19 protein-coding genes are annotated in these 21,633 nt (G+C 53.8%); 5 read left to right on the top strand and 14 right to left on the bottom strand.

Going from position 1 to position 21,633, the window contains the following annotated elements; all coding sequences use genetic code 11:
* Window positions 1-10 precede the first annotated feature (10 nt).
* From nuoF to lrhA, 6 genes are all read right to left on the bottom strand, one after another.
* Window positions 11-1,351 (bottom strand): NADH-quinone oxidoreductase subunit NuoF, encoded by a 1,341-nt coding sequence (gene nuoF / locus QSK07_RS01570; RefSeq protein WP_175501446.1) that lies wholly within the window; start codon window positions 1,349-1,351, stop codon window positions 11-13.
* A gap of 2 nt (window positions 1,352-1,353) precedes the next feature.
* The gene (gene nuoE, locus QSK07_RS01565; protein WP_010258066.1) at window positions 1,354-1,869 is read right to left on the bottom strand and encodes an NADH-quinone oxidoreductase subunit NuoE; all 516 of its coding nucleotides are present in this window, start codon (window positions 1,867-1,869) and stop codon (window positions 1,354-1,356) included.
* 2 nt (window positions 1,870-1,871) lie between these two features.
* Window positions 1,872-3,671, bottom strand: a complete 1,800-nt coding sequence (nuoC, locus tag QSK07_RS01560) for an NADH-quinone oxidoreductase subunit C/D (protein ID WP_098052752.1) — start codon at window positions 3,669-3,671, stop codon at window positions 1,872-1,874.
* Window positions 3,672-3,784: 113 nt separating this feature from the next.
* Complete coding sequence (locus QSK07_RS01555) at window positions 3,785-4,462, bottom strand: NuoB/complex I 20 kDa subunit family protein (RefSeq protein WP_013358574.1); 678 nt, start codon at window positions 4,460-4,462, stop codon at window positions 3,785-3,787.
* A 15-nt stretch (window positions 4,463-4,477) separates the two neighbouring features.
* Window positions 4,478-4,921: an NADH-quinone oxidoreductase subunit A gene (locus QSK07_RS01550; RefSeq protein ID WP_003854246.1), complete on the bottom strand. Its 444-nt coding sequence runs from the start codon at window positions 4,919-4,921 to the stop codon at window positions 4,478-4,480.
* Between the two features lie 638 nt (window positions 4,922-5,559).
* Window positions 5,560-6,483 (bottom strand): transcriptional regulator LrhA, encoded by a 924-nt coding sequence (lrhA, locus tag QSK07_RS01545; protein ID WP_285720258.1) that lies wholly within the window; start codon window positions 6,481-6,483, stop codon window positions 5,560-5,562.
* Between the two features lie 961 nt (window positions 6,484-7,444).
* On the opposite strand from lrhA, the gene QSK07_RS01540 reads away from it, so the two are divergent.
* Window positions 7,445-8,662 carry a pyridoxal phosphate-dependent aminotransferase gene (locus QSK07_RS01540; protein WP_033733369.1) on the top strand — a complete coding sequence of 406 codons (1,218 nt, stop codon included), beginning with the start codon at window positions 7,445-7,447 and terminating at the stop codon, window positions 8,660-8,662.
* Between the two features lie 69 nt (window positions 8,663-8,731).
* The gene (gene yfbR / locus QSK07_RS01535; protein WP_013358577.1) at window positions 8,732-9,331 is read left to right on the top strand and encodes a 5'-deoxynucleotidase; all 600 of its coding nucleotides are present in this window, start codon (window positions 8,732-8,734) and stop codon (window positions 9,329-9,331) included.
* Between the two features lie 29 nt (window positions 9,332-9,360).
* On the opposite strand, the gene QSK07_RS01530 is transcribed toward yfbR, so the two are convergent.
* The 3 genes from QSK07_RS01530 to yfbV form a co-directional block, all read right to left on the bottom strand.
* Window positions 9,361-10,041, bottom strand: a complete 681-nt coding sequence (locus QSK07_RS01530) for a sugar phosphatase (RefSeq protein WP_502921697.1) — start codon at window positions 10,039-10,041, stop codon at window positions 9,361-9,363.
* Window positions 10,034-10,528, bottom strand: coding sequence for a YfbU family protein (locus tag QSK07_RS01525; RefSeq protein ID WP_285720594.1), 495 nt, complete (start codon window positions 10,526-10,528; stop codon window positions 10,034-10,036). The genes QSK07_RS01530 and QSK07_RS01525 overlap by 8 nt, the downstream gene beginning before the upstream one ends.
* Before the next feature lie 145 nt (window positions 10,529-10,673).
* Entirely contained in the window at window positions 10,674-11,126 is a 453-nt protein-coding gene (gene yfbV, locus QSK07_RS01520) for a terminus macrodomain insulation protein YfbV (protein ID WP_013358580.1), read from the bottom strand.
* A gap of 337 nt (window positions 11,127-11,463) precedes the next feature.
* Here yfbV and ackA point away from each other — a divergent pair, with 337 nt between their 5' ends.
* Complete coding sequence (ackA, locus tag QSK07_RS01515) at window positions 11,464-12,666, top strand: acetate kinase (protein ID WP_098052749.1); 1,203 nt, start codon at window positions 11,464-11,466, stop codon at window positions 12,664-12,666.
* Between the two features lie 86 nt (window positions 12,667-12,752).
* Entirely contained in the window at window positions 12,753-14,882 is a 2,130-nt protein-coding gene (gene pta, locus QSK07_RS01510) for a phosphate acetyltransferase (RefSeq protein ID WP_033733375.1), read from the top strand.
* Window positions 14,883-14,991: 109 nt separating this feature from the next.
* Here the strand turns inward: pta and yfcD are convergent, their stop codons facing one another.
* Together yfcD and yfcF are read right to left on the bottom strand one after the other, a co-directional pair.
* Entirely contained in the window at window positions 14,992-15,516 is a 525-nt protein-coding gene (gene yfcD, locus QSK07_RS01505; RefSeq protein WP_003854255.1) for an NUDIX hydrolase YfcD, read from the bottom strand.
* A 108-nt stretch (window positions 15,517-15,624) separates the two neighbouring features.
* On the bottom strand, window positions 15,625-16,266 hold the full coding sequence (yfcF, locus tag QSK07_RS01500; RefSeq protein ID WP_285720257.1) for a glutathione transferase: 642 nt from the start codon (window positions 16,264-16,266) through the stop codon (window positions 15,625-15,627).
* A gap of 182 nt (window positions 16,267-16,448) precedes the next feature.
* Here yfcF and QSK07_RS01495 point away from each other — a divergent pair, with 182 nt between their 5' ends.
* Window positions 16,449-17,345 carry a TIGR01777 family oxidoreductase gene (locus tag QSK07_RS01495; RefSeq protein ID WP_285720256.1) on the top strand — a complete coding sequence of 299 codons (897 nt, stop codon included), beginning with the start codon at window positions 16,449-16,451 and terminating at the stop codon, window positions 17,343-17,345.
* A 32-nt stretch (window positions 17,346-17,377) separates the two neighbouring features.
* On the opposite strand, the gene QSK07_RS01490 is transcribed toward QSK07_RS01495, so the two are convergent.
* From QSK07_RS01490 to dalD, 3 genes are read right to left on the bottom strand one after another with little or no spacing between them, the layout of a single operon-like run.
* Window positions 17,378-18,658 carry an MFS transporter gene (locus QSK07_RS01490; protein WP_098052745.1) on the bottom strand — a complete coding sequence of 427 codons (1,281 nt, stop codon included), beginning with the start codon at window positions 18,656-18,658 and terminating at the stop codon, window positions 17,378-17,380.
* Window positions 18,659-18,685: 27 nt separating this feature from the next.
* A complete protein-coding gene (gene xylB / locus QSK07_RS01485; RefSeq protein ID WP_098052744.1) occupies window positions 18,686-20,155 on the bottom strand; it encodes a xylulokinase in 1,470 nt (489 codons plus the stop codon).
* 2 nt (window positions 20,156-20,157) lie between these two features.
* Entirely contained in the window at window positions 20,158-21,546 is a 1,389-nt protein-coding gene (dalD, locus tag QSK07_RS01480) for a D-arabinitol 4-dehydrogenase (RefSeq protein WP_285720255.1), read from the bottom strand.
* Between the last annotated feature and the right edge of the window lie 87 nt (window positions 21,547-21,633).

Here is a 21,633-nt window from a genome sequence, read left to right as displayed (position 1 = left end):
CTGTGGCGAATTACCAGCGCGCTTTCAGCAGGTTTGGCTGGATCCCGCCAATGGCGCGGGTATTGCCAAACACCTGCGGTGCCATGCCAGCTTCAAACTCTTCACGGAAATATTTAATCGCACTCTGCAGCGGCTCAACCGCACCCGGTGCATGCGCGCAGAAGGTTTTACCCGGGCCAAGCTGACGGCAGAGTTGCAGCAGGGTTTCGATATCGCCTGGCTGACCCTGCTTCTGCTCCAGCGCACGCAGAATTTTCACGCTCCACGGCAGGCCATCGCGACACGGTGTACACCAGCCGCACGATTCTCGGGCAAAGAACTCTTCCAGGTTGCGCACCAGCGAGACCATATTGATTTCGTGATCGACCGCCATCGCCAGCGCGGTGCCCAGACGACTGCCCGCTTTGCCGATGCTGGCAAACTCCATCGGCAGATCCAGGTGCTGGTCGGTCAGGAAGTCGGTACCTGCTCCACCCGGCTGCCAGGCTTTGAACTTCAGTCCGTCACGCATGCCGCCCGCATAATCTTCCAGGATTTCACGCGCGGTGATACCGAATGGCAGCTCCCAGACGCCAGGATTTTTCACGCGTCCGGAGAAGCCCATCATTTTGGTACCGGCATCTTCGCTTTTAGAGATATTTTTGTACCACTCCACGCCGTTGGCCAGAATCGCCGGGACGTTAGAGAGGGTTTCCACGTTGTTCACGCAGGTCGGTTTGCCCCACGCGCCCGCACTTGCCGGGAATGGCGGCTTGGAACGCGGGTTAGCACGACGGCCTTCCAGTGAGTTAATCAGCGCCGTCTCTTCGCCGCAGATATAACGACCCGCGCCGGTGTGGACAATCAGCTCAAAGTCGAAGCCGGTACCCAGAATATTTTTACCGAGATAACCCGCTTCCGTCGCTTCCGCAATCGCGCGGCGCAGATGCACCGCGGCCTCAATGTATTCGCCACGTAAGAAGATATAGCCACGGTAGGCCTTTAGCGCAAAGGCACTGATCAGCATCCCTTCCACCAGCTGGTGAGGCATCTGCTCCATCAGCAGGCGGTCTTTATAAGTGCCTGGCTCCATCTCATCGGCGTTACACAACAGGTAACGGATGTTCATCGACTCATCTTTCGGCATCAGGCTCCACTTCAGACCGGTAGAGAAGCCTGCACCGCCGCGCCCTTTCAGGCCGGAATCTTTCACTGCTGCGACGATTTCATCCTGTGACATGCTTTTCAGCGCTTTTTCCGCACCGGCATAGCCGTTTTTGCTGCGGTATTCATCAAGCCAGACAGGTTGCTTATCATCACGCATTCGCCAGGTCAGCGGATGAGTTTCAGCAGTGCGAATGATCTGTTTAATTGTCATTGATACTGCTCCAGCAAACCCGGGATGCCTTCCGGCGTCAGATGCACATGCGTGTCTTCATCCACCATCATCGTCGGCCCCTTATCGCAGTTGCCCAGACAGCAGGTTGGCAGCAGCGTAAAGCGGCCATCAGCCGTGGTCTGACCCGGTTTGATATTCAGCTGCTGCTCCAGTGCGGACTGGATGCCCTGATAGCCAGTTATGTGACAGACCACGCTGTCACAGTAACGGATCACATGACGACCCACCGGCTGACGGAAGATCTGGCTGTAAAACGTCGCCACACCTTCAACGTCACTTGCCGGGATACCCAGGACTTCGGCAATCGCGTTGATCGCGCCGTCCGGCACCCAGCCGCGCTGTTTCTGCACGATCTTCAGCGCTTCAATCGAGGCTGCACGCGCATCTTCGTAGTGGTGTTTTTCGTGCTCAATAGCGTGATGCTCTTCCGCGCTCAGCACGAAGACCTCGTTAGGGTCGATCGTTTTAATGGCAATGTGTTGATCGTGCATAATTAGCGGTCCACGTCTGACATAACAAAATCGATACTACCCAGATATACGATCAGGTCGGATACCAGGCTGCCACGGATTACGGAAGGAATCTGCTGCAGATGCGGGAAGCTCGGCGTACGCACGCGGGTGCGGTAGCTCATGGTGCTGCCATCGCTGGTCAGGTAGTAGCTGTTGATCCCTTTCGTCGCTTCAATCATCTGGAACGATTCATTGGCTGGCATCACCGGCCCCCAGGAAACCTGCAGGAAGTGGGTAATCAGCGTTTCAATGTGCTGCAGCGTGCGCTCTTTCGGTGGCGGCGTGGTCAGCGGATGATCCGCTTTAAACGGCCCCTCTGGCATGTTGTTGAGACACTGCTCAAGAATGCGCAGCGACTGCCACATCTCTTCCATCTTCAGCTGAACGCGGCTGTAAGCATCGCTGACGCCGTCGCCGACCGGGATTTCGAAATCGAAGTTTTCGTAGCCTGAATAGGGACGCCATTTACGCACGTCAAAGTCGAGGCCGGTCGCACGCAGACCAGCACCGGTGGTACCCCACGCCAGCGCTTCTTCCATGTTGTACGCAGCCACGCCTTTAGAACGACCAATCAGCACGGTGTTACGCAGTGCAGCTTTGTCATATTCCTTCAGACGCTTTGGCATCCAGTCCAGGAAGTCACGCAGCAAACGTTCCCAGCCACGCGGCAGGTCGTGTGCGACGCCACCGATGCGGAACCAGGCCGGGTGCATACGGAAACCGGTAATGGCTTCAACCACGTCATAGATTTTCTGGCGATCGGTAAAGGCAAAGAACACCGGTGTCATGGCACCGACGTCCTGAATAAAGGTGGAAATATAGAGCAGATGGCTGTTGATGCGGAACAGCTCAGAGAGCATTACGCGGATCACGTTAACGCGATCGGGCACCACGATACCGGCCAGTTTTTCCACTGCCAGCACGTACGGCATTTCATTTACGCAGCCGCCGAGGTATTCGATACGGTCAGTGTAAGGAATGTAGCTGTGCCACGACTGACGTTCACCCATCTTTTCGGCACCACGATGGTGATAACCGATGTCAGGCACGCAGTCGACAATCTCTTCACCATCCAGCTGCAGAATGATGCGGAATGCACCGTGCGCCGACGGGTGGTTAGGCCCGAGGTTGAGGAACATGAAGTCTTCATTAGTGGTACTGCGCTTCATGCCCCAGTCTTCGGGCTTAAAGGTCAGCGCCTCCATCTCTAAATCTTCTTTCTGCTTAGTCAGCGTAAAAGGATCGAATTCGGTGGCGCGCGCCGGATAGTCTTTACGCAGCGGATGGCCTTCCCAGGTCGACGGCATCATGATGCGGGTCAGGTGCGGGTGGCCATCAAAGGTAATACCAAACATCTCCCAGGTTTCACGCTCATACCAGTTGGCATTCGGGAAAAGACGGGTAATGGTCGGCAGATGCATGTCGTTTTCAGAAAGTGCCACCTTAAGCATGATGTCGCGGTTGCGCTCAATCGACAGCAGGTGGTAGAAAACGGAAAAATCCGCTGCAGGCAGGCCTGCACGATGGGTACGCAAACGCTCATCCACGCCATGCAGGTCATACAGCATGACGTAAGGCTTGGTTAATTTACGCAGAAACTCGGTGATCTCCAGTATCTGTTCACGCTTAACCCAGACCACCGGAATCCCGGTGCGGGTTGGCTGAACAGTGAAGGCATCCGGCCCAAAACGGTTACGCAACTCGCCGATCACCGGGTCATCAAGGTGATCACGGGTTTGCCATAGAGGCTGAGCGAGATCTTGCGTGGTCAAATCTGTCATACGTTACTCACCATTCCGGCCTGGTCTCAGGCACTCAAATGAAGGCGTCAGGATGGGGCCATGCATTAAATTGTGATGTTCTGCTGCAGGCGCGGTTTTCCATCCATACGGTTCTAAACTTCGTCCGGGCTGCGCAGGTTTGTGACTGCGATGCGCTCTGAGCGTTTTCTTTCACGCTCTGAAGGCATGTTGGCGCGGTAAACGCCCTGGTCGCCGACAACCCACGAAAGCGGACGGCGCTCTTTGCCGATCGACTCCTGCAACAGCAGCAGTGCCTGCATGTAGGCTTCAGGACGTGGCGGGCAGCCTGGAATGTAAACATCGACCGGCAGGAATTTATCAACGCCCTGCACCACCGAATAGATGTCATACATACCGCCCGAGTTGGCGCAGGCACCCATGGAGATCACCCATTTTGGTTCCAGCATCTGATCGTATAAACGCTGAATAACCGGGGCCATTTTAGTAAACGGCGTACCGGCAATAACCATGAAATCTGCCTGACGTGGCGAGGCGCGCATCACTTCAGCACCAAAACGCGCCACATCGTGGACCGCGGTGAACGACGTTGTCATCTCTACGTAACAACAGGATAAGCCGAAGTTATAGGGCCAGAGGGAGTTTTTACGCCCCCAGTTCACCATGTCATGCAGGGCATTTTCGAGTTTGCCCATATAAACGCTGCGATGAACGTGCTGCTCCAGCGGATCGCTGACGATTTCCTGCTTTTGCAGAGGATAACGGTCGTTCTCACCACCGTTCGGGTCTATGCGGGTGAGCGTATAGTCCATCTTATTGCCTCTCTTTTACTGCTTATGAGGATTGGTGTGGCTGACCGTAGTGGTTTTCACCACCACGCGACGGCGAGCTGGCGCCCAGTCCAGTGCGCCAATGCGTACCAGATAGACCAGACCCGCCAGGAGCACCAAAATGAAAATTGCGGCTTCCACAAAGCCGACCCAACCGCTTTCACGGATTGAAGTCGCCCATGCGTATAAAAAGAGGGCTTCGACGTCGAAAATGACGAAAAACATCGCAACCAGATAAAATTTCGCCGACAGGCGGATATGGGTATCACCAACAGATTCGATTCCCGATTCGAATGGCGTGTCTTTGTAGCGGGCGCGCGCTCTGCCGCCAAGCAGCCATCCTCCGGTCAGCATGAAAGCACACAGGCCAAAGGCAATAACGATAAATACGATAAACGCCCAGTGCTGAGCGATGATTTCGGTGGTAGTTGACATACTCATTGCTTACTCATCAAAAGTGGCGCTGGCATCCTGCACGCGTTTCCCGCAGCAAACTGACCACATCGATTCAAGGGAAGGGTAAAAACCTTTTAAATGTTGCTGTTATCAGGTAATAAGCAGCCATTTTATGGGGTTTTTTACTCCTTTCTATAACCTTTTGTCAACTTTGACAAAAGTATCCAAACATTATTTCACACCTGCATCATATTATTAACAAATGATGCCCCGCTTTCCAGCTAAATCGCTTCAGTCTGTAGGGTTAATTTTAGTGTAGCGGGTATTCACATGCATGGATCGTGCATTTAACAAACATATTTTGACAGGTATCATCCTGTTTTCCTTCCCCTTCTCAGGGGTATTTTCTTGATCCAGAACACACTTCTGCCCTTTATGCGCTAAATTTATCCACATGAAACAGCGATTCGGAACAAATGGTTCGTTTTTTCGGTCTTTACGTTTCAGTTCATTACAGGATGAAATTATTCAGGAGGGTAACGTCAGGGAGAAGAGCTGGTGAGGAGAGGCGGGCGAGGCGCAGACATAAAAAAGCCTCTCGTTCTGTTCAGGGAATGAGAGGCCTATTTATAAGCGTTTATTAAGGCAACTACGCCAGTGTTGAGTACAACACGTTAGCGAAATTACTCTTCGTCATCCAGTAACAGCGTACCGTCTGGATTATTGATCAGGTTATACGGGTCATTGGTGGACTGCATGGCGTTGAAGATAGCCAGTGCCAGCTCATTATCGCTGTCAGGATTGCGACACAGCAGATATTGCGTATCTGGCAGAACCGGCAGCCCTTCCGCCGCACCCATCACGCGCAGTTCCGGGCTCATCATCTCTACCGGACGCGCTGTCACGCCCAGTCCCGCTTTCACCGCGGCCCGAACGGCAGCCAGTGTGGAAGCGACGTAAGAGATACGCCACGGGATGCCGGCTTCATTGAGATGATCAATTGCCATATCGCGGTAAGGACTTGGCTCATCCAGCAGCACCAATGGAATGGCTTCACCGCGCTGGAAAATATAATCCGCTGCGCAGTACCACAAAGTAGGTGAAGTACGCAGTACCTGATAGGTAAAGTTACCCGGGCTGGAGGTTGTCACAACCAGGTCCACTTCACCCTGATTGAGCATTTCCATCATAAACGGATTACGTTTAACCCGAACATCGATTGCCAGTTTCGGATAAACCGAGGTTACCCGGTTTAACAGGAAAGGCAGAATAGTGTCAGAGGTGTCATCAGAGGCGCCAATGGTCAGCACGCCCTGAATATTACTGTACATCAGCGATGTGCAGGCTTCGTCGTTGAAACGAAGGATTTTTCTGGCATAGCCTAAAAGCTGGATCCCGTGCTCTGTTAACAGCTTATTACGTCCATGTCTGGCAAACAGCTCTTTACCTACCAATTGTTCCAGACGTTGCATCTGCTGACTGACTGCTGACTGGGTTCTGCAGACCGCTGCAGCGGCCGCTGCAAAGGTATTCAAATCCGCAACGGCAACGAAAGTTCTCAGCAGATCGAGGTCGAGATTAAGTATCGGACGATTTGCATTAGTCATGTTTTTTCTTCACTTATAAGATTTTTACGAACTACTACCCTGGTGTTATTACAAGCTTATCAAAGTGATAAGCAGTAATGGTGCTTAATGACAGTCCTGTGTGAAGACTGACACAAAAAAATCATCTGGAACCGGCACTGCTGACTCAACTGAAAGGGTCACGGTGCTCTCAAGACAGATACAACTTCTGAACCGATGGCGCTGGGGAGCGCAAATGCAGGAAGCTGCGTAGTTGTCTTATTCCCACCAGAAATAATCGGGCGGGATAAAAATCGCACTTTTCAGGCCAGCAAGACGAAGCGGCCATGTGCATTAAATAATAAATTATACTTAATCATTTTTGACTTCAAAATGGAAATGATTTTGTGAAAAGCGCTGTAAATTTTGTGCTAAAGGCATTTCCGGACCCTTATGCCACATTATTGATCACTTTTTAAGCCTTCAGCGTTCCGAAATTTAGTGAAGAAGTGTTAAGTACTGCTCACAATCCTGATGAATGCGAGCCAGAAACGCCTCTTCATTTGGTACTTTTCCGGCGATCACAAGGCCTTAAACAGGCCACTCTTAAGCAGTGTTAAGGCGTAGTGGTTGCACGCGCCGTAAAATTGCCCACAAAGTGAACATTTATAAAATATCCTTTAACTATTTACCTGAGTGTATATTTCAGGTGCAAAGAAAAGCGTCCTTTCCATAACGTTCATATTTCATTTCACAATAACAAAGCCATATGTTGTCTCAGCCCCCCTTTACATAGTTTAAAATATTTCTATATGAATCATTATTGGTCTTATCAACCACATCAAGCCTTAATAAATATTTTTTTCGCTACTCACTGTCTAAAAAGTTGATGAACCCGCCAAAACGGGTCGGCACCCTTCATTTGTGACCGACAGGAGAGTACATTGTGCTGGTTCGATTTCAGTGGCAGCCAAAAAGGATTCTGCCCGTTAAGGCGGTAACAATGACTTTTCAAATAGATAAATCCGGAAAACTCGATAACGTCTGCTATGACATCCGTGGCCCGGTCCTGAAAGAGGCGAAGCGCCTCGAAGAAGAAGGCAATAAAGTTCTTAAGCTGAACATCGGCAATCCGGCGCCGTTCGGTTTCGAAGCACCTGACGAAATTCTGGTCGATGTGATTCGTAATCTTCCCAGTGCTCAGGGCTATTGCGATTCCAAGGGTCTCTATTCCGCCCGTAAAGCGATCATGCAGCATTACCAGGCGCGCGATATGCGTGATGTCACAGTAGAAGATATCTACATTGGCAACGGCGTTTCAGAGCTCATCGTGCAGGCGATGCAGGCGTTACTGAACAGCGGCGACGAAATGCTGGTGCCAGCACCTGACTATCCGTTGTGGACGGCTGCGGTTTCCCTCTCCAGCGGAAAAGCGGTGCACTATTTGTGTGATGAGTCAGCAGGCTGGTTCCCTGACCTGGATGATATCCGCAGCAAGATCACCCCGCGTACCCGCGGTATCGTGATTATCAACCCGAACAACCCGACCGGTGCGGTCTACAGCAAAGAGCTGCTATTAGAGGTGGTTGAGATTGCGCGTCAGCATAACCTGATTATTTTTGCCGATGAGATCTACGACAAGATCCTTTACGACGAGGCACAGCACCACTGCATTGCTGCCCTGGCCCCCGATCTGCTGACCGTGACATTCAATGGCCTTTCTAAAACCTATCGCGTAGCCGGTTTCCGTCAGGGCTGGATGGTACTGAACGGGCCGAAGAAACATGCGAAAGGCTACATTGAAGGGCTGGAGATGCTGGCGTCTATGCGCCTGTGCGCCAACGTACCGGCCCAGCATGCCATCCAGACGGCGCTGGGCGGCTACCAGAGCATCAGCGAATTTATCATGCCTGGTGGTCGTCTTTATGAGCAGCGCCAGCGTGCCTGGGAATTGATCAACGATATTCCCGGCGTCAGCTGTGTGAAGCCGCAGGGCGCGCTCTACATGTTCCCGAAAATTGACGCCAAAAAATTCAATATCTTTGACGATCAAAAAATGGTGCTGGATTTTCTGCTTCAGGAGAAGGTGCTGCTGGTACAGGGTAGCGCGTTCAACTGGCCATGGCCTGATCACCTGCGCATTGTTACGCTGCCTCGTGTGGATGATCTGGAGATGGCGATTAATAAATTTGGTCGCTTCCTGCAAGGCTATCGCCAGTAATCACGCCCGCGTATACTGGCGCTATTTGGGGAGAGCCTGTCTCTCCCCTGCCTGCTAACAGGAATGCTCATGACACAAAGCCACTTCTTTGCTCACCTCTCCCGTCTTAAGCTGATCAACCGCTGGCCATTGATGCGCAATGTGCGCACCGAGAATGTTTCTGAACACAGTCTGCAGGTCGCCATGGTGGCGCACGCGCTTGCCGTCATCAAAAATCTTAAATTCAGTGGCTCGCTTAACGCCGACCGCATCGCCATGCTGGCGCTTTATCATGACGCCAGCGAAGTGCTCACCGGCGATTTACCTACCCCGGTTAAGTATTACAACGCACAGATTGCCCACGAATATAAGAAAATCGAGAAGATTGCCCAGCAGAAATTGATTGAGATGCTGCCTGAAGAATTTCAGGCGATCTATCGCCCGCTCATTGATGAGCATCTGCATAGCGAAGAGGAGCAGGCCGTGGTGAAGCAGGCAGATGCGCTCTGTGCCTATGTAAAATGTCTTGAGGAGCTGTCTGCCGGCAATAACGAATTCCTGCTGGCCAAAGCGCGACTGGAAAAGACGCTGGCACAGCGGCGTTCGCCAGAGATGGACTACTTCGTTGAGGTGTTTATTCCAAGCTTCAGCCTGTCGCTGGATGAAATTTCGCAGGATACGCCACTGTAAGCCCGACGGCCTGGCCGCCGGACCAATGTTTAAAACTGCTGGCTGAAGGTAAAGCTGCCGTCAGACTCACGAGTGATAACCAGAGACGCCAGTGAGTCGAGCTTAAGCGCCACCTCATCCAGCCGTGGTGTTTCCGCCGGGGGATTAATAGCAATCACCGTACAGCCAGCGTTCAGACCGGACAGAATACCGGCAGGTGCATCTTCTGCCACTACGCATGACGTCGCCGCTAACCCCAGCTTCTCTGCACCAAGCAGATAGGGATCAGGCTCAGGTTTGCCTTTGGCGACCTGCTCAGCGGTAATGAAGACGGCGGGCTTCGGTAATCCTGCGGCTTTGTGACGAGCATGAGCAACCGGCACCGAGCCAGAGGTGACTATCGCCCAGGGAATCTGCAACTCATTCAGCCGGTTCAGCAGCGCGTTGGCACCTGGCAGCGCCTGCACACCGTCGGTATCTGCCGCTTCAGCCTGCTCCAGCGCGACAAACTCCGCCTGAATAGCCTCTTCCGACTGGCCTTTCATAAAATGACGCAGAGAGGTAATCGCCTGTTTGCCATGGATGAAATCCAGGATCTCATCAGCGTCGATACCCTGACGGACACCCCACTGGCTCCAGGCTCGTTCAACCGCTGGCAGTGAGTCCACCAGCGTGCCGTCTAAATCAAATAGAAAACCTCTGTAGGTCACGCGCTCCTCCTCATCAGGCATTAATCACTTGCGAAATTTCGTTTGCACTTAAATGGTACTGGCGCGGACAAGTCTGCCACAAAGCTAACATGCGTTGATACTTTTCCCACATCGGGGTCTGCGCATTAAAACCATGCGTGCCGGAATCGAAGTGGGTATAGCGACCTTCTGTATTGACCATAAAACGGACATAGCCCAACAGGCGTGCTTCCGTTGCCGCATCAAAGCCCATAAAGGCGAGACGGCGCTCCTCAATCTGACTTTTCTCTTTAAGATTCGACCAGGAGACATGCAGTGCGTGATGCATCTCCATTGTATCGATCACTGTCCGGCAGATCGCTTCACTCAGTTCGCCAAACTCTTTATCCAGCTCGCGCATCTGCAGTGCATAACCGCGCTCAATAATGGTCTGGTAACGGCGAAAACGTTCAGCATTTTCCGGCTCAAGCATGGCCATGATTTTGTACTGGTTGGAAAGAATCAGACGCTGCGCATGGGTCATTTCCATCATTCACTCCCGGTCAGAGACCGCTCAGTTAATCAACAATGGAGAAATGATTGCACAACGTTAGCGACACGGAAATCGCCGTATCGCCTTTCTTTGATTTAGCCGCAGGTTAGCGGTAACTATTTTACCGCCAGCCCGGGATGGGTCAGAGATCGTCGAGGAAGGTGCGGTCGAGTTGTTTAAAAGCGCGCTTAAGCAGATCGGCCAGCGCCTGATAGGTCGGCTTGCCTTCAACCGGTGCTATCGCCTGCCCTGCTTCCTCCAGCCGGGCACGCACTTCATGAAACCAGTTAAGCAGTGTCGGCGGCAGCGGCGTCACTGAACGCTTGCCCAGCCACCACAGTCCCTGCATCGGCAGGCTACAGGCAAACAGCGCCGTCGCCACGGCCGGACCTAACTGGCCGCCCATCGCGATCTGCCAGGTCAGCGTAAAAATCGCCAGCGGTGGCATAAAGCGAATGGCGAAACGCGTTGCTGATGAAACGCGGTTTTCCGGGAACACCGGGGCCAGGCGCTTATCAGCAGGCCAGGTTTTCATATAGTGTTGGCCGCGCTGAAACATCCGAAACCAACTGGTACTACCAGATTCATTCGCCATGGCTCACCTCAACTAATACCGCAAATATTAAAAAATAGTTATAATCACACAACTTTACGTAACATCCTTCAATTATTTTTGTCTTTAAAGATGACTCCAGCTATTCTGACGCCGTTTTAACACCTTTCCGCATGCGGGATGCGCCGTTGGGAAGAGGCCTGAGTCATGTTCCGACAAGGCAATCTTCAAATTTTCGCGTAAGATTGCTGAAATTTTTTGCGGAAATGCAGATTTCTGTCTACCGCATGATGTTTGTCATTAATTTACCAGCTTTCATGGGCTACGCTGTTAGTCTGATTGCGTTTTATTTAGCCACTCTCAAAAAATAGGTACTTCCATGTCGAGTAAGTTAGTTCTGGTTCTGAACTGTGGCAGCTCTTCCCTGAAGTTTGCCATTCTCAACCCTGCCAGCGGTGAAGAGTTCCTGTCAGGCCTGGCGGAATGTTTCCACCTTCCTGAGGCCCGCATCAAATGGAAGCTGGAAGGCGAAAAACAGGAAGCGCCTTTGGGTGCTGGCGCAGCGCATAGCGAAGCGCTGAACTTTATTGTTAAAACCATTCTGGCACAAAAACCTGAGCTTTCGGCACAAATTGCTGCAATCGGCCATCGTATCGTTCATGGCGGCGAGAAGCTGACTCAGTCAGTCATCATTACTGAAGACGTGGTACAGGGCATCAAAGACGCCTCTTCTTTTGCACCACTGCATAACCCGGCTCATCTGATCGGTATTGATGAAGCGATGAAAAATTTCCCGCACCTGTCAGATAAGAATGTCGCGGTATTTGACACGGCTTTCCATCAGACAATGCCGGAAGAGTCTTACCTCTATGCGCTGCCGTACAAATTATATAAAGAGCATGGCGTTCGTCGCTATGGCGCGCATGGCACCAGCCATTTCTATGTGACTCACGCAGCCGCTAAAATGCTTAACAAGCCGCTTGAGTCACTGAACATTATCACCTGTCACCTTGGTAATGGTGGTTCAGTTTCTGCCATTCGTAACGGCGAGTGCGTTGACACCTCTATGGGTCTGACTCCGCTGGAAGGTCTGGTAATGGGAACCCGCAGTGGCGACATCGATCCGGCCATCATCTTCTTCCTGCACGATACGCTGGGTATGAGCGTTGACGCCATTAATAAATTGCTGACCAAAGAGTCTGGCCTGTTAGGTCTGACCGAAGTCACCAGCGACTGCCGCTACGTAGAAGACAACTACGCCACCAAAGAAGATGCGAAGCGCGCAATGGATGTCTTCTGTCATCGCCTGGCGAAATATATCGGCAGCTACACCGCGCTGATGGATGGCCGTCTTGACGCCGTCGTGTTCACTGGCGGCATCGGCGAAAACGCCGCGATGGTCCGTGAACTTTCACTGAAAAAACTGGCACTGCTGGGCTTCGACGTCGACCACGAGCGCAACCTGGCAGCCCGTTTCGGCAAATCAGGCTACATCAATAAAGAAGGCACCCGTCCGGCGCTGGTGATTCCGACCAACGAAGAGCTGGTCATCGCCCAGGACGCCGCGCGTCTGACTGCGTAAAACACTTCTCTCCGTCAGCTCAGGCTGACGGAGTTGTTTCTGACACCCTGCCATTACTGAGAGGTTCAAACGTGTCACGTACAATTATGCTCATTCCGACCGGTACCAGCGTCGGCCTGACCAGCGTCAGCCTTGGCGTTATCCGCGCCATGGAGCGCAAAGGTGTTCGCCTTAGCGTCTTTAAGCCGATTGCTCAGCCACGTGCTGGCGGCGATACCCCGGATCAAACCACCACCATCATCCGCAAGAACTCTTCAATTCCTGCCGCTGAACCGCTGCAGATGTCACGTGTTGAGTCACTGCTGGGGTCGAACCAGCAGGATGTGCTGATGGAAGAGATCATCTCCCGCTACCATGCCAATACTCAGGATGCGGAAGTGGTGCTGGTTGAAGGTCTGGTGCCAACCCGTAAGCATCAGTTTGCCAACGCGCTGAACTATGAAATCGCCAAAACCCTGAATGCCGAAATCGTCTTCGTGATGGCGCTGGGCAACGACTCCCCTGCACAGCTGAAAGAGCGCATTGAACTGACGCAAAGCAGCTTTGGCGGTCAGAAGAACAAAAACATCACTGGCGTGATCATCAACAAACTCAACGCGCCGGTCGACGATCAGGGACGTACCCGCCCTGACCTGTCAGAAATCTTTGATGACTCCTCAAAAGCCAGCATCGCCAATATTGATCCTAAGCAGCTGTTCTCAGACAGCCCGCTACCGGTGCTGGGCTGCGTGCCGTGGAGCTTTGATCTGATTGCCACCCGCGCGATCGATATGTGCCGCCATCTGGATGCACGCATCATTAACGAAGGTGAGATTCAGACCCGCCGGGTTAAATCCGTTACCTTCTGCGCCCGCAGTATCCCGCACATGCTGGAGCATTTCCGTCCTGGCTCACTGCTGGTGACTTCAGCTGACCGCCCGGATGTGCTGGTCGCCGCCTGTCTGGCCGCGATGAACGGTATTGAGATTGGCGCAATCCTGCTGACCGGTAACTACGAGATTGACGATCGCATTGCCCGTCTCTGCGACCGTGCTTTCCAGACCGGCCTGCCGGTGTTTATGGTGAAAACCAATACCTGGCAGACCTCCCTGAGCCTGCAGAGCTTTAATCTTGAAGTGCCTGCTGATGACACGCAGCGCATCGAGAAAGTACAGGAATATGTCGCCAGCTACATTAATGCAGAGTGGATTGAATCACTGACCGCCACATCTGAGCGCAGCCGTCGCCTGTCACCGCCCGCCTTCCGCTATCAGCTTACCGAGCTGGCGCGTAAAGCGGGCAAACGCGTGGTACTGCCAGAGGGCGATGAGCCGCGTACGGTCAAAGCGGCCGCTATCTGTGCCGAGCGCGGTATCGCTACCTGCGTACTGTTAGGCAACCCGGAGGAGATTCAGCGTGTCGCTGCGGCTCAGGGTGTTGAACTGGGCAAAGGCGTTGAGATTGTTGACCCGGAACAGGTTCGTGAAAACTACGTGCCGCGTCTGGTTGAATTGCGTAAGAGCAAAGGCATGACCGAAGTGGTCGCTCAGGAGCAGCTGGAAGATAACGTGGTACTCGGCACCATGATGCTGGAGAGCGGCGAAGTGGATGGCCTGGTGTCAGGTGCAGTTCACACCACGGCCAACACCATTCGTCCGCCGCTGCAGCTGATCAAAACCGCGCCTAACAGCTCACTGGTTTCCTCAGTGTTCTTTATGCTGCTGCCGGAGCAGGTGCTGGTTTACGGCGACTGCGCAATTAACCCGGATCCGACCGCGGAGCAGCTGGCTGAGATTGCCATCCAGTCAGCCGATTCTGCCAGCGCCTTTGGTATCGATCCACGCGTTGCGATGATCTCCTACTCTACCGGCACGTCAGGTGCGGGCAGCGACGTTGAGAAAGTGCGTGAAGCAACGCGCATTGCGCAGGAGAAACGGCCTGATCTGGTGATCGATGGTCCACTGCAGTATGACGCCGCGATTATGGAAGATGTGGCGAAATCCAAAGCGCCGAATTCTCAGGTTGCCGGTCGCGCTACTGTGTTTATCTTCCCGGATCTCAACACCGGTAACACCACCTACAAAGCGGTACAGCGTTCAGCCGATCTGATCTCCATCGGACCGATGCTGCAGGGTATGCGTAAGCCGGTCAATGACCTGTCGCGCGGTGCGCTGGTGGATGACATCGTCTATACCATCGCCCTGACGGCGATTCAGTCCCAGCAGGCTGAAGGCTAAACGGCTGGTCATAACGAAAAAGGCATGCCCCAGAGCATGCCTTTTTTTCGCCGGTAACAAAGCGGCTCTGTCTGATGCGGATGAATAACCTGAATTAGAACGCCTGTTTTCAGGCCCGGTTATCGCCGTTGCGGCTCATCCATAGAGAGAGCGCTTTCAGCGAATCGTCGGTGAACTCATCACAACGTGCGGTGATCTCATCGGGCGTCATCCAGATAATCTCATCGACTTCCGATTCCTGCATGGCGAATGGACCGTGTGATACACAACTGAACAGGCCGCCCCAGACACGACAGTGCTGATCTTCAAAGTAGAATTTGCCATGTTCAGCAAACGGCACCGCGGCAATCCCTAACTCCTCTTCTGCTTCACGTCGCGCAGATTCCAGCATATCTTCACCGCTCTGCACCACGCCCCCCGCGGTTGCGTCCAGCTTGCCCGGCATAAAATCTTTTATCTCGGTGCGACGCTGTACCAGAATCTTGCCCATACCGTCATGAACCACAATATAGGTGGCGCGGTGACGCAGGCACTGAGCACGCATCTGCGCACGTGTCGCCTGAGCAACGACTTCATTTTCTTCGTTTACGATATCGACCCACTCGATGCCGTCACCCGCAGTTTGATCCACCATCAGTAACCTTTTCCTGTTTGGCGTACAGTTGTGTACGCAGTTTGCCACGTCGTTATTTTTATGTGGCGTAAGGTAATCACTTCCGACAGCCTGAGCAAGCCCTGGCTGTTACCGATTTTTACCACTTTCTGCTAACCACAGTTGTACCGAGGCTCGCTGCCACTGAAACTCAGCATAATGCCGCAGACGGGCGGGCAAAGGATCGCCATGTAATACCAGCCGGTTAAGCATTACTGCCAGATCGGTATCCGCAATGGACCACTCACCAAACAGATTCTGTTGCCCTTCAGGCAGCAGACGATCGACAGCGGTAACCAGTTTATCCACCGCCTGCTGCGCTGACGCAGTCAGTGGCGCAAAACGTTCACCGGCGAACAGCACTTCTGTCGGACGCTCCTGACGGATCCACAGGAAGTCACTGCGCAGCCAGGCCTGAATCTCACGGGCACGGGCGCGCTTTTCCCGGTCGCGTGGATAGAGGCGCTCAAATTCGGGTGCCGGAAAACGCTCTTCGAGATACTCGGTAATCGCCGAGGATTCGCTTAACAGGAAGTCATCAATCTGGAGAGTCGGCACGCGACAGGTCAGCGACAGCTCGCGGTATTCTGCGGCGTATTGCTGATTCTGCGACAGATCGACACGCTTCAGCTGGAATGGGATCCCTTTTTCGGTAAGAGCAACATAGGCAGACATAGCGTAAGGACTGAAAAATGATGAATCTGACCACAGGGTGATGGACGGATAATTCATCGGTTACCTCAATTGGCTGTCAGGGTTGCATCATGTTTACCGATTTTTTTTTGCGAAGGCAACGCTGAGCTGCTCCGATCTCTGCCACCGGAACAAGAAAGCGCGACGCGACTCACTCTGGAATGGCTCGACTCTTCTATGCTGAAAGGTGCAAATAACAAAAACATCAAGGGAGCCGCAACATGCACATTCTAATTACCGGTGGCACGGGAATGATTGGTCGTCACCTGATCCCACGCCTGCAACAGCTGGGGCATCAGATCAGCGTGGTAACACGTGACGTGGTCAGCGCACGTGAAAAACTGGGCGCTAACGTCGCACTCTGGTCAGGCCTGGCGCAACAGTCGAATCTGGATAACATCGATGCGGTGATTAATCTGGCGGGAGAACCCATCGCCGACAAGCGCTGGACGGAGCCGCATAAACAGCAGCTGTGCGAAAGCCGCTGGCAGATCACTGAACAGATCGCCTCACTGATCAACGCCAGCGCCACCCCGCCCTCTGTATTGATCTCAGGTTCGGCAACCGGCTTTTATGGCAATACCGGCGATCTGGTGCTGACTGAAGAGGATCAGGGGCAGGATGAGTTCACGCATCAGCTCTGCGCCCGCTGGGAGCAGCTGGCGCTTGCAGCAGAAAGTGAACGCACCCGCGTCTGCCTGCTGCGGACCGGTGTGGTGCTGGCCTCCGAAGGTGGCGCACTCAGCAAAATGAAGTTGCCCTTTAAGCTCGGCATTGGCGGCCCTATCGGCAGTGGCAAGCAATATATGCCATGGATCCACCTTGATGACATGCTTAACGCCATTATCTGGCTGCTGGATCATGATGATCTGCGTGGTCCGTTCAATATGGTCGCGCCTTACGCCGTGCGCAATGAGCAGTTTGCCGCCACGCTGGGCCAGGTTATGCACCGCCCGGCCTTTATGCGCACGCCAGCCAGCGCCATTAAACTGATGATGGGCGAATCGTCGGTACTGGTGCTGGGAGGACAGCATGTGCTGCCAAAGCGGCTGGAAGCCTCAGGTTTTAGTTTCCGCTGGTACAATTTGCAGGAAACCTTGCAGGATGTCGCAGGATAACCCTGCGGCGGACCGGGCCGCCGCAGGGGTGATTAGCTACGCTGTCCGGCGACCCGCGACTGCATTGCCTTCTCTTCCCGCGTGTGCCCCGGTTGTGGCACGCGGATAATAAAGGTCAGCACGCCAGCGAACACATACAGCGCGGTATAGGCCCATACCACACCGACTATGTCGAAGAACGGCAGCATGACTGAGGCGATAGCCGGTGCCACAAAGTTACTCAGGCCTGCCGAAAGGTTGTAAATCGAGACCGCAGCACCTTTGTGATGCGGCTCCAGCGTCGGAAATACAGCGGTCATCGGTACAAACGCGGCGACAAAGATTCCCAGCATGACCGCAGGGATTAATGCGATCCAGAAGTTATGACCCGCATAAAGCGGGAGATAATAAAAGGTCAGGCTGGAGACGGCCATCCCCAGGCAACCAAACCAGCGCACCTGACGAATCCAGCCCAGCTTCTCACCCGTGAGACCCCAGAAAATATTCGTAAAGATAGTGACAAAGAAGAACACCGCCCAGATTTGCAGCCATTCAGAGAGGGTAAAGCCGAGACGATCGACAAATAACAGTGGCATGATAATCGCGAAGCCAAACAGTGACAGCGTGTTGATGATGCGAATCAGGCAGGCATAAAAGACATGCTGATTAGTGAACAGAATGGTTACGGCACGCGTCATCTCTGTTAACTTGTCCCGCATTGGCAAATTCACACGAGAGCGATCCACCGGAACTTTGCGCAGGCTAAAGTATGCCAGGATCCCTCCACAGGCTACCCAGATGATGGCAAGCCACAGCGTCCCGGTTTCCCCCAGCATCGGGATGGTCAGACTGGGCAAATAGCTGCCAACGACACCAATACCAACAGAATACATTGCCCAGAACCAGCCGGTCGCCGCTGCCAGCTTTTCACGCGGTAAGACCTGCACCAGCATCATCATGAAAGAGTAAATAAAAAGCGGATAAGCCAGCCCGCGAATTCCGTAGAACAGCACCATCAACGGATAGTTGCGCAGGCCAAGTCCCAATGACATAAACAGCGCGTGCATGACGATCCACAGCACAAAGCCAATCATCATCGCGCGCTGCGGTGTGATTAGCTCGGCGACCACGCCCGATGCCCAGGCTGCCAGCGCTGCTGCCAGGCCATAGAAGGTGAACACGACGGCAGACTGCGCGGGTGTAAAGCCCATATCGGTAATATGGCGTGACAGAAACGCCATTTCAAAACCATCACCCGCCATAAAGATGGCGATAGCGAGGAAGCCCCAGAGCATCTTTTTCGGTAATCCAAACCAGTATTCATTTGATTGCATCACATTTACCTTCTGTCTGGTGAGTCGTTATGCAGGCAGCATGCTGCGCACCTGTTGTTGCTGGAGGTAGAGTTCCCGGAACAGACGCAGCCGCGGTTGCAGTACGGCACTACGCGTCTCGTCTGGCTGGTAGCGTGCCTGTACAGCCGGCTTCAGACACACCACATGCTCAAGGCCGCCATCAGCCAGCCACGCTAAACGTGCCGCACCCAGCGCGCCAGATGCGCTGGCCGGATGAGTAACAATGGGCAGTTGCAGCACATCGGCAATCAACTGAGCCCACAGCGTGCTCCGTGCCCCCCCACCGGTCAGGCTGCATTGCTGAATCTGATGTCGGGTTTCGCCGAGCACCTCTAATCCATCAGCCAGCCCAAATGCCACGCCTTCGATCACCGCATACCCCAGCAGGGCGCGCGGTGTTTCATGGCGCAGATTAAAGAAAGAACCGGAGGCGTCAGGATCGTTATGGGGGGTACGCTCACCCGACAGATAAGGCAGGAAAACCGGGGCGCTGCGCCGTTGCTCATCACTGAGCTGTACTATCTCCTCCATCAGCTGGCTTTCACTGACCGACAGCAGATTGCACAGCCAGCGCAGACAACTGGCGGCGCTGAGCATCACACTCATCTGGTGCCAGCGGCCAGGTAGCGCATGGCAAAAAGCATGCACCCCGGATTGGGGATTAGCCTGTAAGTGGTCATTCACGACAAAAATTACCCCGGACGTACCCAATGAGATAAACGCATCACCGGGATTCACCGCCCCCACTCCGACAGCTGATGCGGCATTGTCACCCCCTCCGCCCGCGACAGTTACCGCGGTGGATAAGCCCCACTCGCTCGCCAGTCCGGCCTTCAGACGTCCACTTATTGCACTGCCTTCCACCAGTTCTGGCACCCGGTCGCGCGTCAGTCCGGTGATGGCCAGTAGTTCGTCCGACCAGTCACGCCGCGACACATCGAGCCACAGCGTTCCGGCAGCATCTGAGGGCTCAGTGACAAATTGCCCGGTCAGACGCCAGCGCAGGTAATCTTTCGGCAGCATGACCTTATCGATGCGGCTAAAAATTTCTGGCTCATTTTCCGCAACCCACAACAGTTTCGGCGCAGTGAAGCCGGGCATAATCATATTGCCGCTGATCTCCATCATCCGGGGGTAGCACTTACGTAGCCTTTCACACTGAGGTGCACTGCGCGTATCGTTCCACAAAATGCATGGACGCAGCACCTTCCCTTCGGCATCCAGCAAGACTGCCCCATGCATCTGACCCGATAACCCAATCGCGCGAATCGCCGACCATGCCTGAGGAAACTGATGACGTAATCCCGCCAGAACCTCGCTGCAGGCCTGCCACCAGCGTTCAGGATCCTGTTCAGCCCAGTGAGAATGGGGCCGTTGCACGCTCAGCGTGGCGTGCTGAGACACCACAATCTCACCGTGCATATCAATAATCAGCGCTTTAAGCTCTGAGGTGCCGATATCAATGCCGAGATACATGATTACACCGCCGCCGGTTCAGACTGTTTTAGCCACTGTTGTAACCGCGTAATACTGCGGGTCACCAGCTCATGAAACGCCTGATCAGACGCCAGTTCCGCAAACAATGCGCTGTCACTCAGGAACACGTGCAGCGGATCGGCGCTGGCGAACTGCTTACGGAGTGCATCGGCCTGTAGCGCGCCATCCTGATAGCGATAGGGTAAATCGTCATTGGCCCATCGCTGCATAAACAGGAAGAAAAGAGCCGGAATCACCGCCGTTGCGCTGGGCTGCGCGCCGCGCTGGTAGCACTGCTGCAGAGTGGGCGTCACCATGCCGGGAATTTTGGACAAACCATCGGCCCCAACGCGCTGATTGGTGTCTTTAATGTAAGGGTTGCTAAAACGGGCCAGAACCACGTCACGATAATCCGCTAAATCAAGCGGGCTGGGCGACAGAGACGGAATGACATCCTGGGTCACATAGTCGTGAGCCAGTTGATAAATTGCCGGATGCCGGGTGCTCTCATCAATATAATTCAGACCAATCAGCGTGCCCGCCCAGGCAATCGCAGCATGTGTCGCGTTAAGGATGCGAATTTTCGCTTCTTCCCATGGCAGTACCGATTCCACCAGTTCAACACCGACCTTTTCCAGCGCCGGACGCCCGGCAATAAAATCGTCCTCAATGACCCACTGAATGAAAGATTCGGCCATCACGGCTGCCCCATCCTGCTTGCCGGTCTCCGCCTGCACGCGCTCATTCACCTCCGGCGTAGGACGTGGTGTGATGCGATCGACCATGGTATTCGGTGAGCGGGTCTGGGTGCGCACCCAGTCGGCAAGCGCGGTATCGCCTTTAGCCGTAAGAAACGCTATGAAGGCGGCACGAAAGCGCTCACCATTGTGCCGCAGGTTGTCGCAGTTCAGCAGCGTCACCGGCGCGCCACCTTGTGCAACACGTTCTGTCAGGACGCGGCTGAGTGCGCCATAAAGAGTACGGATATCGCCCTTCAGATCGGCTTTCACATCCGCCTGATTAAGGTCAAGTGTAAAGGTGGGGGTCAGATAGTAGCCCGCTTCGGTTACGGTAAAGCTGATTACACGGGTTTCTGCCCTGGCTCCCTGCTCAATCAGCGCACTGATTTCGCTATCCCAGGGCAAGATTTTGCGCAGCGAAGTGATGGTTTCGTAGTCGCGCTTACCTTCAGGCGTTACGGTTTCCAGTACATATTCTCCCTGTTGTACCGCGAGCTGATTAAGCAGCGGCTCCGCGTCCTGACGGATATTGCCAAGCGCGATGCCCCAGCTATCGTCACCCTGCTCACGTAGTTTGTGCAGATACCACGCCTGATGTGCCCGATGAAAAGATCCCGCGCCAATGTGCATCCACACTGATAGATTGGTCATAATCGCCTCAATTAAACATTTGCCAAAGTAGAGGGCATTTGCCCGATGGCATGTAGCATAGTGCGCACTATGCGAATTCTTCTGCGA

Source organism: Pantoea sp. QMID4, from assembly GCF_030270445.1.
Taxonomy (GTDB): domain Bacteria; phylum Pseudomonadota; class Gammaproteobacteria; order Enterobacterales; family Enterobacteriaceae; genus Pantoea; species Pantoea vagans.
Note: the sequence above shows the minus strand (reverse complement) of the source record. Positions and strands in the feature narration are given on the sequence as shown.